Origin of the sequence: Chryseobacterium sp. IT-36CA2, from assembly GCF_949767875.1 — a bacterium.
Lineage (GTDB): Bacteria > Bacteroidota > Bacteroidia > Flavobacteriales > Weeksellaceae > Chryseobacterium.
Genome location: NZ_CATKPG010000022.1, coordinates 330,533 through 346,408, shown reverse-complemented (window position 1 = coordinate 346,408; position 15,876 = coordinate 330,533). Strand labels below are relative to the sequence as shown.

Below are 15,876 nucleotides of genomic sequence, written 5' to 3'. Positions count from 1 at the left end.
ACTATTTCATATTTTTAATTCCATCTACTAAGTAAACCTTCACATTTGGAAACATTGTTGCAAAATCCTGTATTACCCCTTGACAAGAAATACAATATGGAAGTTCGGAAGCAATTGTAATTTGACCATTAATATTAGGGAAGATTTGCCCTTTTTTACCACCTAATTGTTTAGCAATTTCGCTTAAACCAACATATTCCGTATCAAACTCTCGACTCCAAGCACCTTCTGTATCAATATTACCTTCTTTGTCTACCTTATAAGCGTCAAAAATAGGCTCGCCTTCATATTTCGACCCACTTATTTTAATATGGTCGGAATCTAATGTAATATTATCTATTTTTCCTTCAAAATAAGCTAGATTTCTTTTACTGAATGTTTGAATTTCTTCTAAGAGTTCATTTCCAGTATATTGTTGTTTTAGCTGATAAATTTTCCCTTCTCTAAAATTTTTGAAAGTATTTTTAGCTTTTGAATAATCTATTGCAAATCCTCTGAATACATTTTTTCCCTCCATTAAAGAAGTCGGACCTGAGATATCTTCTTTAGATATTTTATTCAATCCATCTTCGTTTCCTACAATCGCCGTAACCTTTTCTCCATCAACCTCAATTTCCACCAGATGATTTCCATTTTCATCAACCGGAAGTTTATCTAATCCACCTTCATTATTTATAGCCTGCTCAATCTTTTGCTTAATTCCTTGAGCTTCCTGCTCACTTAAGTTAACAAGTTTATTTTTTAAAGAAATTTTTATATTCTGAATCGGGAAACCGCATCCAAATCCGTTTGGAGTCACTTTAATATCAATTCTCTTTATAAAATCAACACCTTCTTTCAGAACGTATTTTACTGCTTTTCCAGATGCGCTTACTACAGGTTTAATTACTTTTCCGGCAATTTGTATCGTTTTACCAAGTAATTGCCCCATTACATCCAGCTTTTCCATGGTCTGAACAACAGCAGTTGCCCCTTTTATTTCGCCTGCTCCTATAAAGCAAGAGGCAACCACAAAAGTAACTTCACCTGCTCCATAGGATATCATACAAGGATTGGAAGTGTACTTATTCCATTGTTCCCCTACCATTCCTTTTACATCCTTCCACTGTATTTTGGAAATCGTTGTTGCAAAATTGGTTCTGGCATCATTCTCATTCGTAATCATTTTGATTAAGAATGAACCTCCTTCAGGAATTGCTGCTGCTGTACCTACTAATCCGTTCCAGACTCCGCAAGTGAATGCAAAATCTATACGGCTTGGAGTATATTTGTCTCCCATCGGAGATCCCACTAATCCGCTTAGTTCATCATCAATAACTTTTAGACTTACATAAGAATAAATCTTTGCAGGGAACGGATTATAATCTGTAGTATCAGGATTGTAATATCTTTCCGGAATTTTAGCTTTGGTAAGTAATTCTGACAGACCATCTAAAATTGCAGTCAGCGGATTGAATTTCATCAACCAGAAATCGTCTATCCACGCTGAATTCTGTTTCAGCAGTAGTTCTATATCCTTAGCAGATTTTCCTGCATATTCAGGAAGACCACTTCCAACGTTGATCTTGATATCGTATTTCTTAGTCTGACTGTTCACATTCAGCCAGATGACCATTTCCTTAGCTTCAGGTTGATTGTATCTTGCCTGTACTTTTTGAAGAACAGATGCAGCAGTATTCTCGTCAGTAATAAAGATTTTACCTTTAATTCCTGTAGAATTTTTATTAGAAACAATGCTTCCTAACATTGCCTGTATTTCCTCGGCAGTAAATCTTCCTGTATAATCTACAACATCTTTGGATTCATCTGTTGTGGTTCCATTACCTGTAGATGGTCTGTTGTATAGATCATTAATAGATTTCAATCCATTACCAGATCCCGTTCCTGCACCTGAACAGGCAATAAATCCGGAGTAGATAGGTTTTGTCTTATCATCAATTTTATCATATTGCTGGATATAATCCGCCAATGCCTGAGTCTTGTCAGGTTTCGACAATATATTTGCTGTTACTTCTGCAAATGTAGTTTTGATAAATTTCGATTTTCCACAAACAGCATCATGATCGTAAATTAACCAGACGGTATTTTCATTTTTTGGAGTAACCGTAGATGAATACGCTCCCTTCTGTACATCACCATTTGGATAATATGCTTTTTGAGATTCTACCCACTGATACTGAATATCATTTTCAATAAAGCCCGGTAAGAATCCTTCTCCAACTTTTACAACATTTCCATGAACAGCAGTCGACGTATTTGCTTTAATTAATTTGAAGTCCGGTGTCAAACCAAAACCTCCTGCAATCTCCCCGCTACTCTGCCCTTGGAACGCATACAGCTTAAACGCAGGATCATTAACTTGTTTCCAATCCAGATGAGAAAGTTCTTCACCTGTGCTGTAATCCATTAGCAGATCAGTTGCGCCTTTTGTCGTCTGGTAAGCTTTCCAAGGATGTTCTAGCTTAAACACTCCGTGACCTAATTCATGGGCTCCTGTTTTCTGAAGCGCATTATTGTAAACATATCCAAACTGACCGTTGAGACGCATGTACCCATTCTGGCCGGTAGAAGAATTTTTGTTGGTAACGAATAGAACATATCTTGCATCAGTACCTTTGTACAATGCATTGATCTGCTGTTGCTGAGGACTGTAGGTACTCATTAAATCAGCATCTTCGCTACTGATCGTATTACCGTTTACAATGCTGCTGATATCTAAGACAGGTTCTTCTTTTACGGTAAAGTTAACCCCGATTCTATTATAAACCTGATTGATTTTATTGCCCTGTGCCTGTAGCTTAGATTGAGAACTGCCGTCTAATGGCACTAAGCTTACATTAACAGTTTTAGGACTTAAGTGTACCAATCGGAAATTGCTGATTACTTTTTGTTTTCCTGTACTTTCTTTCGGCATCAGTACAGCAATTACCTCTTCTTCGGCATAATCAAATGTTCCCGGAAGCTTTAGCTGGTAATTTCTTTCCGTGTCTGTTTTGTTTAGTTCTATAGCCTCAATTGCCTTACCTAAGCTCAACGTTTTAAAGATAATTTTAGAATCTTTAAGCGCTGGATCAGTAATGCTTACTTTAGCATCAAACAGTTCAGTTTGTTTATTTACCGTGGCTTTATATGGTACATATACGGTATTGTTTTCTGTATCTTTTACTGAAGGATATTTAGATGTTGGAAGTTTTGTTTTATCGGCAGTATCGTACGCGAATTTTCCATTGGTATCTTCTTTCCACTCAATTTTAATACCTTTTGCGGTGTATTGGTTTACAGCAGCACTGCTTCCGCTTCCGGTAACGCCTTCTGTATTTGTTGAATTCGATGCACCTCCTTCCGCTTCTTTACCTACTTTGGTTACGTTACCATTTTCATCAACTGTCCAAATATTCCCATCTTTATCTTTGATCTGATAGTCTTTTCCACCTGGGAAATCTTGCTGACTCGGGCTCCCTCCTGTACCAAAATCGCCATAAACGGTAATTTTCCCCGGAGGTGGTGTAGCCGTGTAAGTGACATTCGTAATAACATAATCTACGGTAACATCTTTTACTCCTGCATCTCCAAATGTTTCTCCTAAACCTCCTGAAGCATAATGTACAGCAGATTCATTAGGATCATAAGTGGTTTCAATAACTCCCTCTATCAGTTTTTTATCGGTATTAAGCTTAATATTGGTAAAACTTACTTTTATTTTAGTATCTGCTAAATAAGGAACTTCAATATAACCGACTCCTGTATATACTCCACTTCCCTGTGCTGATAATACGGTAACCGGGAAATCTCCTGCTGTGAAGACTTCATTATTGCCTAACTGAGTATTTAATGGAGTTTTATTGGCGATGTCAATGGCAGGCATAATCCCGCACTGATAATTATTGTCTACATCATTAGCATTGGTTGTGAAATATTGTATTCCGCTATATGAATAGGCGTTTCCTCCGGAATTGCCGTTTTCAAATGGATTGGTATTATTAAAAGTCTGTGTATTTCCACATACGGAACCGATACGGTACTCGTATTCTGTTTTATCTTCCAGTCCGGTAAGAATGGCAGAGGCCTGATAGCTTTGCTGGCTTACCCATTCTCCCGTGCTTCCTTTTTTACGGTACTGCACATTATACAAACCTGCCGGCTGACCTGCAATGCTCCATTTTAGTTCTACCCTTCCCCTGCCTATATTTTTAGCCATTAAAAGTGTTGGAACGGCACAGTTCTCTACGTAATCAAAATAAAAAATCTCAGATAATCCATTGTTTTTATACACTCCGTTATCGTCGGTAGGATTCGCTCCCAAAACAGGGTTTCCTGATTTTGCCTGTACCTGCCAGGCATATCTTTTCCCTGGTATCAGCTGAGTCTTATCAATCCCATAATATAAGGTAGGAGCATAGGTTTCTTCTCTCCATAGTGGCGGGGCAGAAAGAAATCCTGAAATCGGGCTTTGCCCCTGATCCCAAAGTTCTTTTAATGTAAAAATATATTTCGTGTTGGGTGCAATCTGCCTCGGCATCCACTGGAACACAATACCGGCCCCTCCGCTGTAAGGGGAAAGCGCCTGAACTTTTTCGGCATTTTGTGGCAGCGTAAGCATGGGCGGATCATATTGAACCATGAACACCGTAGCACACGTTTTAGCTGAAAGATTGTTTTTAGTATAAAAATCATAAGCCTGAAAGCAAAACTGGTAAACCCCATCCGACAACGGTTTGGAATACTGAACGGCATTAATTCCCGATAGATTTTGCAGTTCAAATAAGGATCTGAGGTCTACATTGGTTAATGTAACATTGTTACCGGGATAGAGCGTAAAAGGATTCATGCCCACAATAAAATCATTGGATCTCGCCAATGGAACAGCATTTAAACCCGCCTCCAGGGAAAATCTAATTCCTGTCTGATGCTGAGGTTCCAGCAAATCAGTCATTAGAACCTGCAATTGAAGCTTGTTATCAGTACTTGTTGCATAATCCCCTATTTTTAAACTATAGGGTGGTATTACGACAGGAATCAGTTTAACAGGATACTGCTGAGCCTTTGCGGTAGGCAATATGCCATAAGCCATAAGCATGAATGCTGCCATGAGCTTCATACAGTAAGCAGTAAGCTTTTGCCGATTATTTTTATATGGTTTACAATAACTCTTAGTCATCTTTCGGTGTTCGTATTTGTTGTTTTTGAGTGAATAAGTATTTTTATGTACTTATTTAAATTCATAGTTAATCTGTTTTTCTGTTCCCTGCTTATTCCCCGGCAGCGTATATTTAGCTTTCACATTGTATCTGGTTTCAGGGATAACTCCATAGGTTGATTCCAGCAAGGCATTAATCACGGCTGGTCTTACGTTAGCTGGAGAACCTACATATTTAGATGCAGCTTTTGAAATCAGCTCATACCAGTCGGATTTATAATAGCTGAACAAATCGTATTTGAATGGGAACGTTTGTTTTAAGAATCCGTTTCCTTTATCGCTTCCTAAATACTGCATATATGAAGTAAAGACAGGGAATGCTTTTACCGGTGGAATTCCTGCAAAATCATCTTCACTTTCAGCTCTGTTTAATGTCAATTCATCAATCGGATAATTGTTGTAGATCAATCCTTTAAATTTACCTGCAAAAGAATCATCCATTAATGCTGTAAGATCAATAAGAGGCATATTGTCTGTATATTTTGAACCTGAAATTTCAGTAGCATCAAAGTATTCATCAGCATTCATATTATTTTGAAGGGTAACCACATCGGAGCTTAATTTGATCCATAACGGATTAAAATTCAATGAAGACAGCTTGTTTTCGAAAGTAGTATACTTACTGGTTCTGAACGTATAAGCCAGCCTTTCGATCTCTCCATCTTTGGAAAGACTTTGAGCTTTTTTCACTTCCGTCGTTACGGATACAGCAGAGTCGTCTGTATTTTCTTCTGTTTTTACCGTCTCTTCAACCGTATTATTTCCTATGGAAGCATTATTTCCATTTTTATTTTTGGCAATTAACGCAAATGTGTAGTCTTTCTGTTTACCAAGATTAGGGGTATTGAAATTGACAATATTATCATTACCGTTATAAGAGAAATTACTTTCCGTTGGTGATTCAGCAGCAAAGGCTGATACAGTATTCCAGTTCGGATCATCAAATAAATAATCCTGTCCACGTTTAAGCTTAATATAACCTGTATTGGCTTCTCCTGTGTAATAATTTTCCTGCTCAGGAACCGGATATGCATATTTGATATTGCTTAAAGGAATAACATTTGGTGCTGATCCAGTGGTAAAGATTCTTTCTTCTATTTCAATCGCCTTTTGTCCGTCTGCCATTACCACTTCATACATTCCGTTCTTTTTCTCCATAAAGCTTACCTGAGCAATTGCTTTCAGGGTTTTATTTGGAGGAAGAATATCTTCAGAAACAAAGTTGGCTACATCTTTAGAGTTAGCATATTCAATTATCCCTTTAATTTCTTTACCCTGATCATCGATGATGGTCATCTTATCGACAACAACCTTATAGGTATGATCACCATCGTCCTCAGGAATGACAATAGGCTCATTAACTCGCACTGCAAATGTTGCCTGTGGAATAGCAAATACGTCTACATCGGTTTCATCTTTTTTGGGAGTAAGGTCAGAAATAATCTTCATGCCTCCAAGAACAGATGAATTTTCCAGTACACATTCTTCTCCAAATTCCATCTTGAATCTGAATCTTCCTTTGATCATACCTCCAAGCAAATTATAATATCCTCCAAGGTATCCTCTCACCCAGTAAGGATTGGGTCCTTTTGCCTGTAATAAAGAAGCAACTCCGGCCTTGATAATCGGGATTTTCTTTTTGATGAACCATAGTTTTATCTTAATACCAAGCTCACCCTGTAAATACACATAAGCCTGTCCGTTAGCATACCATCCGTTGATACCGATCTGATCTCCGCCACGGTTTGAACATTTTGCCTCACCGTAGTTTTTCAGCATAATATCTGTTCCTAAACCTGCCTGGAAACGGGCGTAAAGGAACAAAGCGGTCATATCTCCGGTATCAAACTTCAGGTGGGTTCCGAATGCAAAACCTTTTCCATCCCCTAAAGCGTTAAGACTGCTCATATAATCAAGGTCATTGAGCTGAAGCCCTAAAATCTCTGCAACTTCAGGCGGTGGTGGTGGGCTTCCCGGAATACGGGTTCCTACCATAAAGTAACTTCCGGACTGAAGATAGAAACTTCCCAGACCAACTTTTAACCCAATCATATCGGTAGGTGTCCCGATGTGCATATACCACTCATCAGGCGCAACGTGAATCACAGCCCAACCTGCTCTTCCGTTTGGCCCAATTCCTTTTATTATACCATGAGCAATATCTACAAAAACATCAAGGCTTGCATGAAAAACGCTATTGTTGAAATCATAATTCATAGCGAGCTTCGCATAAATGGCACCCTCTACTTTTTCAGTTACAGGATATTGCTCGTCAACGGTTTTTGTATCAAGGAAAGAATTTACGTGGCTGTTATTTTTAAGTTCATTCAGGAATTTTGAATTTCCGGTCATTTCTTTAAACTTATCTTTTACTCCTGCTAAAGGATCACCGGGAACTAATTTGGATATATCAGCCATCACAACAGCTTCTCCAATAAATCCGATATTAGCCAAACCACCATTCGGATTAGTCGAAATATTAAAACCGGCCATAATACTAACTGCTTTGTCACTGGCTACAGAACCATAAATTCCGGCTCTTAATGCCAATCCTATTGTATTATCAGGCTTTAAAACCAATGCTTTATTGGCATATGCAGGATTTAAACTCATATCTCTATCGGGAACCATGTGATAAAATGCTCCGCCTGTAAATCCTGTAATCGTTAAAGCGGTAGCCTGAATTTTAAGTCCTTTGACAGAACCTTCAAATCCCCAATATCTAAAAGTGCTATATCCGTAAGCGGCATTAACGTCAACTTCTATTCCTTTAATTCCTTTGATCTTTGCATTAAGATGTGCCGTAAAGCCATTACCGTACAAGGGGTCTTTACGCATAATCTGAAATTCACCGGAAACAATTGCTACACCGATATCGACATTCCTAAGTCCTAATTTTGTTAAATTAAAACCATCATATTTCCATCTTTGCTTATTATTTTCGTTAGTAATAAGACCTCTTATCATCATTCCACCGGTAGCAGAGAAACGTTCTTCCTGCAAACCAACAGTTACAGAAAAGCCTAAGCTGGCTTGTGAACCATCAGCTATAACAACAATATCGCTGATACTTGCCGGAAAATTGGCTAATTTTTGCTCACCCTCAACACCAAAATACTGTGCTGTGATGTAAGGCGCTTTTGTTTGAAGGGTCAACCCCTGAAATTTCACCCCTTTAAAATCAGCATCTTTCTTTTCGTTGGGATCATTGTCATCAGCAGAAGCATTCGCTCCGATAGCAAGACTCCCATTAAGAATAGCCTTAGGTAAAAATTCGCGGTTTTTAACCCGCATTTCTATTGTTGAGCCTGCGGCAATAGTTGCCTTGGCACTCCAGATATCAAAGTTAATATCATCAAATGTCGTAACAGAAATTAAATACTCTTCTTCGGTTATCATTCCCCGGTATCCTAAATACTTTGGAATTGTATTATTCTGGTTGTCGTTATTCTTCTGAATAGGAAGCTGAACTGTTCCTTCCAGGTTTGCTCCTACAATTTTAGAGGCAGCTAAATCAATTCCAATTTTATCCAGAGAATATCTCCATGCATTTTCTTTATTCGTCACCCCTCTGTCGATGGGAAATAAATTATTGGCTGCAAAATTTCCTGATACACCATATGAATCAATCAAGAGATTATTGGCTTCAAAAGAAACCCTGGTGTCGATATGATCTTCTGTTTTAAATTCCTGGGGCAGTCCTATATTTAAAGTCTGAACATATAGTCCCCGCCATGATTCTGTACCTCCTATTAAATATCCGTGTGTATTATAATACTGGGGAAACATTACAGTCGGATCTGTTCTCAGATCACTTAAATCCAAAACGGCATTATTTACAAAGAATGAAAAATATCCTTTATCCTGATTCTTAATTTGAGAAGTGATTGCAAATGGTGTAATACTCACTTTTACTAAAATATCATTCCAGTCCGTAGCTTTAAAAGCAAAATCTCCACGAACTCTGTTGGTCTGACCGTTACTGCCAAGCTCAGGCAAAACACTTCCATTACCGTCCAAAGGAACCAGAACATTTCTGGATATCTGCACATTTCCTTTTAAGGATAACTCTTTTATACCGTCACAATCAATGATTACATAAGTATTGTCATTGACGCTTCCTCCGTTCAGCTTATTAATCCTTCCTCCTTCAAGGGTAAGCATCCACTGGTTCTGATTGAAGGGCATATTGATGTCACCCAACAAAGACAGCTTGGCATCTCCTATAATCTTTCCACTATAAGAAAGCTTAACATCTTCTGCCCCAAAAAACAGAGTTTTTTTTCCGCCTTCTGCTCCTTGCTGTGGAGTAACTATACGGGCATACACATTAATTAAAGCATACTCAGGAGTGAATTTAGCTTTGGTAACAACAATTCCGTATTCTACATTGGATATATTTTCTTTAAGCCCAATCGGTAATTCCGTAAGATCATTGGGATTTATAGTATTGGTAAAATGACCGTTGTCTTCAAGTGTATTGAAAGCTCCAATCGCTTTACCAATTTCAGCATCAGTCTCAGGATCATTATCACTAAAGACCAAAAATTTATCTGAATAATTATCTGATAATAAATTATGATCTAATCTAATGTTTTTTATTCTTTTCAGGGATTGTATAGAATCTATATTACCTAAAGTATTAGCAAGAATTTTATCGAAAAAAAAGAATGAAATAACTACTAAAAAAGTAAATATTTTTTTCATGTGCTCCATTGTGTTTGTGCAAAACTATAGTATTTATTCTAATTTATCAAAAATATTACTTAATTTTTGCAAAAAAAACAAATTAAAACATAAAATTTAATGTTAATTTTTATTGATATTTTTCAACCCTTTTATTGATTGTATAGACTTTTAGTATGCACTTAGTTAAGTAAACTTCCTTGTATTGATTAATAAAATGTTTTTATTACGTTCATTATTTCAGCCGTTTTTATTATCATTCTGTCATGGTTACTTTTTAATATAAGAAACAAATCTGCCTGAGCTGGACTGATCAAATAAAATCTATCACCCTATTCGGCTCTATGATGTCATAATGCCGTCGTTATTTTTATATTTAGGTTTACTAATTATCATAATTCAACTTTATATTTATAACAAAGTGAGATCAACAATACGGAGGATAGCAAGCAATTAAATTGGTCTTAAACAATTCATTACTTGGCATTCATTTATTCAGAAAAAGCCTCATACAAAAAAAGGGGAATAATAAAATTCAAAAAATTTCATCTAAAAAGTGGAGAAATGGAGAAGGTTAAAAAAATTATCAAAGACCAACATGTATGGTAATAGATTACTTGTTTCGGTTTTAGGATAAAATAAAAAACATATTTGACATTATCTTGGTTTATAATTTTTTTCCAACTTACCTTCATCTCCTATATCATAAATCCAGTATTCAATTTTATTTATTGATGGGGTTATTATTTCATTTATTTCTAGCTGTTTTCATGAAACTAGGGGATTTTTTCTTTGCGTTTTTATCAAGCTATCCCATATTATTTCTTACATTTTTGAAACTTCATAAAATCCCATTTGATAAATTAATTATATATTTTTTTTAACCTTCCTATATATAAATATACCACTTCAGCGGTTAAATCTTCAAGTTTTGGTTCTTGGCTATTGATTAGTATGGAAATAACTAAATTATATTTGGGATAAACTCTGAGGATTGCTCTGGCTCCATTTTCTAATCCATTATGCCCTATAAAATAATTATTATAAAAATCTACAGTAGACATAATGCCAGTAAATACCATAACCTGTTCTACTACCTGAATTTAATGTTTGTTGTTTTGTCATAATTTGAACTGGCCTATAAGAATTAAAAATCAAATTATGCTTAAAAAAAAAGTTCCCTAGCTTAACTAAATCTTCCGAGGTAGAAAGGTGACAGCCTTGAGCGTATTTAAATTTGCAGTCCATATAAGAAGACTTTTGAACAGTTCCATCTTTATTTACATAAAAATTAGAAATTTCTGGTTTATTAAAATTATAGTCTGGAATTGTATTTTTCATTCCAATTTTGTTTATAACATAATCTTCTTGACAATGAGTAATTGTTTTTTTGCACTTTTTTCAATTAATAACCCTAATAATTTATATCCGTAGTTGCTATACTGAAATTGAGTGCCTGGTTCAAAGTCTAACTCATCTTTTTTTAAACTATTATAGAATTTTTGTTCAGTATAATCATTAAGTTGATCCCATCTTTCGCCGGAGGGATTTCTTTGTAGTCCAGATAAGTGACCTGCTAATTGTCTGATTGTAAAATTATATTTTTCACGAGGAATACTATCTAAATAAAATGAAGGTGTGTTATAAATATTTATTGAATCTAGTTCATTTAATTTCATTAATACAAGAGCTGTAATTATTTTAGAGATGCTAGCTATTCGAAATTTTGTAAGTGAGGGATTAACCCTAATTTTATTATCAATATCTGAATATCCAAAACCTTCCGATAAAATAATATTCCCGTTATACAAAATAGAGACCGACATTCCAGGAATATCATTTTGTTTTAAAAAACGTTCAAGTTTATTTTTAGTAATAGTATTTTCTTTCCCGAGCAAATTACTTTGACTAGATATACAAATAGAGCTTAAAATGAAAAGTAAAAAATTCCTCATTCTTAAATGTGTTTTCCAAACTTAAATTTATAGATAATGTATTTTATCAAAAAATAAAATCTTTTGATAAAGTTTGATAAAAATATTTTAAGTATTATTATTTCAAACCTAATTAAACTTTATTTCCTGAGAAACGTTACTGTTTTCTTATCCAGAACTCAAGTTATGCTAAGTCAAATTAAAACATTTATACAATTTTATCAATAAATTTTTGTCTTAAAGAAAGCATATCCTCACTTACTTTGCTATCCAAAATTTTTGCGTAATGCTGGGTCGTTCTCATGTTTTTATGACCAAGCATTTTACTCACACTCTCAATAGAAACTCCGTTTGACAGGGTAACTGTAGTGGCAAAGGTATGCGGGCTATATGATACGTCAATTCTTTATTAATACCACATAAATCAGCAATTTCTTTTAAATAGGCATTCATTTTTTGATTGCTGAGAACAGGAAGCAGTCTGTCATTGTTGATACAAGCAGGATGATCTTTATATTTTTCAATAATGCTTTCAGCTTGTGCAAGTAAAGGAATATTTGAAGTCGTTTTTGTTTTCTCTCTATTCGTATAGATCCATTTACTTCCGTCAAGTCCTATACCTATATTTTGAGCAGTTAATTTTTTGGTGTCAATATAAGCTAATCCGGTAAAGCAGCTGAACAAAAAAATATCCCTTACCACTGATAACCTCTCATTATTGAAATTTTTAGAAGAAATAGCTGACATCTCAGATTCATTAAGAAAGACTCTTGTTATTTCCTTAATTTTAGAGTGATAGTTTACAAACGGATCTTTTTGAATCCATCCATTAGCAATACAAATCCTAATAACCTTTCCGAAATTCCTGATATATTTTATTGCTGAATTGTTATTGCATAGTCTTTCTGTTCGCAGGAACAGTTCAAAATCATTAAGAAAAGCATAGTCAATTTTTTGAATATCAATATCCGAAATTTTATATTTCCAGCGTATAAACTCTTTAGTATGGCTCAGGCAGGTTTTATAACGGGTTAAAGTTCCTTTTGCAAACTCTTTTCCAATTAACTTTTCTATCCTGTCATTATGATCCTGAAAAATAGGAATCAGCATTCGATTCTTCTGATCTCTTCCCAAGAGCTTGTTTTTAAGAATTTCACAGCTAATTATCTCTTTTTCCCGTATCAATTCATAATACGTATCATAAACTTTCTGCTCAAATGTTTTAAGGTAAAAGTTGAGAGATTTGGATTCTTCTGAAGATCCCTTTACACTTTGAGCCAGGGAATTCCATTTCAAAGGCTGCACGATACGCTTTGTACTGATCTCCGAAATTTTACCGTCAATAGTAATTCTCATGTAGATGGGGGCTTCTCCCTTAGCGTTGATTTTAGCTTTTTTGATATAAAAAAGCAAATTGAATGTCTTGTTCATAATATCGGCTTTAATAATTCCAAATTAATCTGATCATAAACATGTCACAAGATGTTCAATTTCTGAACAAACCAATGAACATGCAGTTTTCTAACTTTTCAGTGACCTGTCTCTTACCTTTTGATTAGGTCACCGAATAGGTCACTTTCAGATTGTGATTATTTAGCTCTTTTTAGAACCGACATAAAACAAAAAATGCTGTAAAACATCTATTTTACAGCATTTTGCACTATTTTGTTTGAATAGTTGCGGAGAGTGAGGGATTCGAACCCCCGGACCTGTTACAGTCAACAGTTTTCAAGACTGCCGCAATCGACCACTCTGCCAACTCTCCTTTAACCCCGGTAGTACCGTTGTTTTCAGTGGTGCAAATATAGAAAGTTTTTTATTACTGACAAAATATTTTTTCAATAAAATTTACATTTCCGTAATTTTAAAGAAAACTCAATTTTTTCAAACTTTCAAAATAGGAATATTAAAAACTCAACATCAGCCACTTACCCTAAAATAGGCAATATTCTCTTCAATATTATTTTTTACAAATATTTTATCCATAGTAATATTCTGTACTGACATCTCCGCTAAAAGCCGGATGCATATCCTGTTTTTGCATATTCAGTTCAAATAATCTTTCTTCATTTTTAGTTCCTCCTCGTATTTTTAAGGAATACCATCCGTTTTCCAAAGAAAATGTGATACAGTTTTCATTATTAATAGAGGCAATATCTTTTAAATAACCGATGCCTACAATTTTCACTTCATTATTAGTGGTCTGAAATACCCAGCCTCTCGATTCCACTTCTACCTCATCATCATTCAAAATCTTTTCATCATTCACAGAAACCCGAAATGCATAGTAATCTTCTTCTACACCTATTATTGGAATAGCAATTCCTGATTTTGTAATTTCATCCCCATGTTCGTTTTCTACGAAATATTTTAAAATATTATTATCCTGAAGATGATTTTCTTCCAGATATTTTGCTAAAAGCTGTGGGCTAAATACCACAAAACCTTTAAGTTCTGAGAATATTTTCTTCATATTATTTGGATTGGATTTGGATTAAGTTTTAGATGAAAGAAGATATGGAGACTCTCTTCCAAAAATTTCTATATACCTTTAAGTTGTTTTTCTATCATTAACAATTTTTTGCTCTTTAATTTCTTCAAATCTCTCCTTAAGCAATGGAATAAATGCTACTGCATCAAAATCCTGAAATTTAGTTTTGTTTTTTAGGATAACTTCTTCAAAATAACCGAAAACATCATCACAAATTGCTTTTCTGGTTTCATCCTCAGTTAAAGATTCATATTTGTTGGCAATAAGCATTTGATCTATCACAAGTTTATCATCTTTTTTTATATATCTGGAGAATGATTTTAAATTACCAATTTCTATATTTTTAAGAAGAAAAAGCCTTAGAATAGTACCGAGTGTAATGTGACTATATTGGGCGTTTAATGTTCTTAATTTTGGTGCTATTTGGTCTTGCCAATAATAATCATTTAATCCATCAAGAATGTAATTTATCACTTTGTTGTTAATAATAGCTTTTTCAACCGTTTCTGCTCCTTGGGATTCGGAAGTAATTTTCAAAAATAAACCCATAATTTATTTTAATTTTAATGATATGTTATTACTTTTCCTATTTCTAATCTCCTTTGATTTAAGAAACACATCATCAATTAGTACGATAAAAAATCAGATTATTTTACTCTCTAATCTTTTGGTCAATTCATCATCTGGAAGAGCTTCAACTTCAAAAATAAATGGCAGGAAATGCGAAATTAATAGATGACTGATTCCTTCATTTGATAATCCTTTTTTTCTTCTAGCAATTAAAATACTTATCATCTCCAATGGAAAAATTTTCCAGCAATCATGGTTAAAAGTATCTAAGTAGGATTCTCCTTTGTTATTAATATGAAATGCGGCCATTTTCTCTAATACTTCATTCACAACATTTGGGTCTTCACTTAAGTAATTATTAATGATAAATTCATAGGATTTATCAGCTGAGACAGTAAGCATTTCTTTAAAAGAATTATTATAATCATTCGAAATCAATGATTGCAGCAATTGAAAAATATCAGCATAACCATAGTATTTATCGTATTTCCTTTTTCCAGGAGCAATCCTTTCGCTTTCATTTTTCAGTAATTCATAATATTCCGCATATAAATAATCTAATGTACCTTCTAATGCCTGCGGATAGAAGCAATATGCAAGGAGAGAAGCAAATACCGTGTCCTGAAAAAATTCTCCTTTTAACTCCTGACTATCCTTATATCCTTTCATAAAAGCCATATTAAGCCAATAATAAGCATCAAGTAATTTTATAAAACTCTCATTATCATATTTTTTACTAAACTCAACGATCTTAATTTCTGATCTTACATAGAATATTTTTTGAAGGATACCTGGGATATAGTATTTATTCTCAAACGGCATCCCGAATTCAGTAAAAGCTTGAATAAATTCTTCTTTATCATTTTCAATAAAATCATTGATGCAGTTATAAAAAAACTCAAAATCATTATTTTTTGTTCTGCTGTTAAGATTTGATTCTATTTTTTTAATTTGAGTATCTAAATATTTTTTGTAATTCATATATAACTATAAATTTT

At 34.5% G+C, this 15,876-nt stretch carries 8 protein-coding genes and 1 tRNA gene; all 9 read right to left on the bottom strand.

All coding sequences use genetic code 11. From position 1 onward, the window contains the following. Position 1: 1 nt before the first annotated feature. Positions 2-5,098 carry a deaminase domain-containing protein gene (locus ACM6F9_RS16345; RefSeq protein WP_414846692.1) on the bottom strand — a complete coding sequence of 1,699 codons (5,097 nt, stop codon included), beginning with the start codon at positions 5,096-5,098 and terminating at the stop codon, positions 2-4. Between the two features lie 111 nt (positions 5,099-5,209). Then, complete coding sequence (locus ACM6F9_RS16340) at positions 5,210-9,904, bottom strand: hypothetical protein (RefSeq protein ID WP_414846691.1); 4,695 nt, start codon at positions 9,902-9,904, stop codon at positions 5,210-5,212. A gap of 1,020 nt (positions 9,905-10,924) precedes the next feature. Further along, on the bottom strand, positions 10,925-11,224 hold the full coding sequence (locus ACM6F9_RS16335) for a hypothetical protein (RefSeq protein ID WP_414846690.1): 300 nt from the start codon (positions 11,222-11,224) through the stop codon (positions 10,925-10,927). Between the two features lie 11 nt (positions 11,225-11,235). Next, complete coding sequence (locus ACM6F9_RS16330) at positions 11,236-11,838, bottom strand: serine hydrolase domain-containing protein (RefSeq protein WP_414846689.1); 603 nt, start codon at positions 11,836-11,838, stop codon at positions 11,236-11,238. 306 nt (positions 11,839-12,144) lie between these two features. Further along, positions 12,145-13,248 carry a site-specific integrase gene (locus tag ACM6F9_RS16325; RefSeq protein ID WP_414846688.1) on the bottom strand — a complete coding sequence of 368 codons (1,104 nt, stop codon included), beginning with the start codon at positions 13,246-13,248 and terminating at the stop codon, positions 12,145-12,147. A 249-nt stretch (positions 13,249-13,497) separates the two neighbouring features. After that, positions 13,498-13,582: transfer RNA gene (locus tag ACM6F9_RS16320), tRNA-Ser, on the bottom strand. 213 nt (positions 13,583-13,795) lie between these two features. Continuing rightward, positions 13,796-14,290: a hypothetical protein gene (locus tag ACM6F9_RS16315; protein ID WP_414846687.1), complete on the bottom strand. Its 495-nt coding sequence runs from the start codon at positions 14,288-14,290 to the stop codon at positions 13,796-13,798. 78 nt (positions 14,291-14,368) lie between these two features. Beyond that, entirely contained in the window at positions 14,369-14,857 is a 489-nt protein-coding gene (locus tag ACM6F9_RS16310; protein ID WP_414846686.1) for a hypothetical protein, read from the bottom strand. Positions 14,858-14,950: 93 nt separating this feature from the next. Continuing rightward, positions 14,951-15,859 carry a hypothetical protein gene (locus ACM6F9_RS16305; RefSeq protein WP_414846685.1) on the bottom strand — a complete coding sequence of 303 codons (909 nt, stop codon included), beginning with the start codon at positions 15,857-15,859 and terminating at the stop codon, positions 14,951-14,953. Positions 15,860-15,876 lie beyond the last annotated feature (17 nt).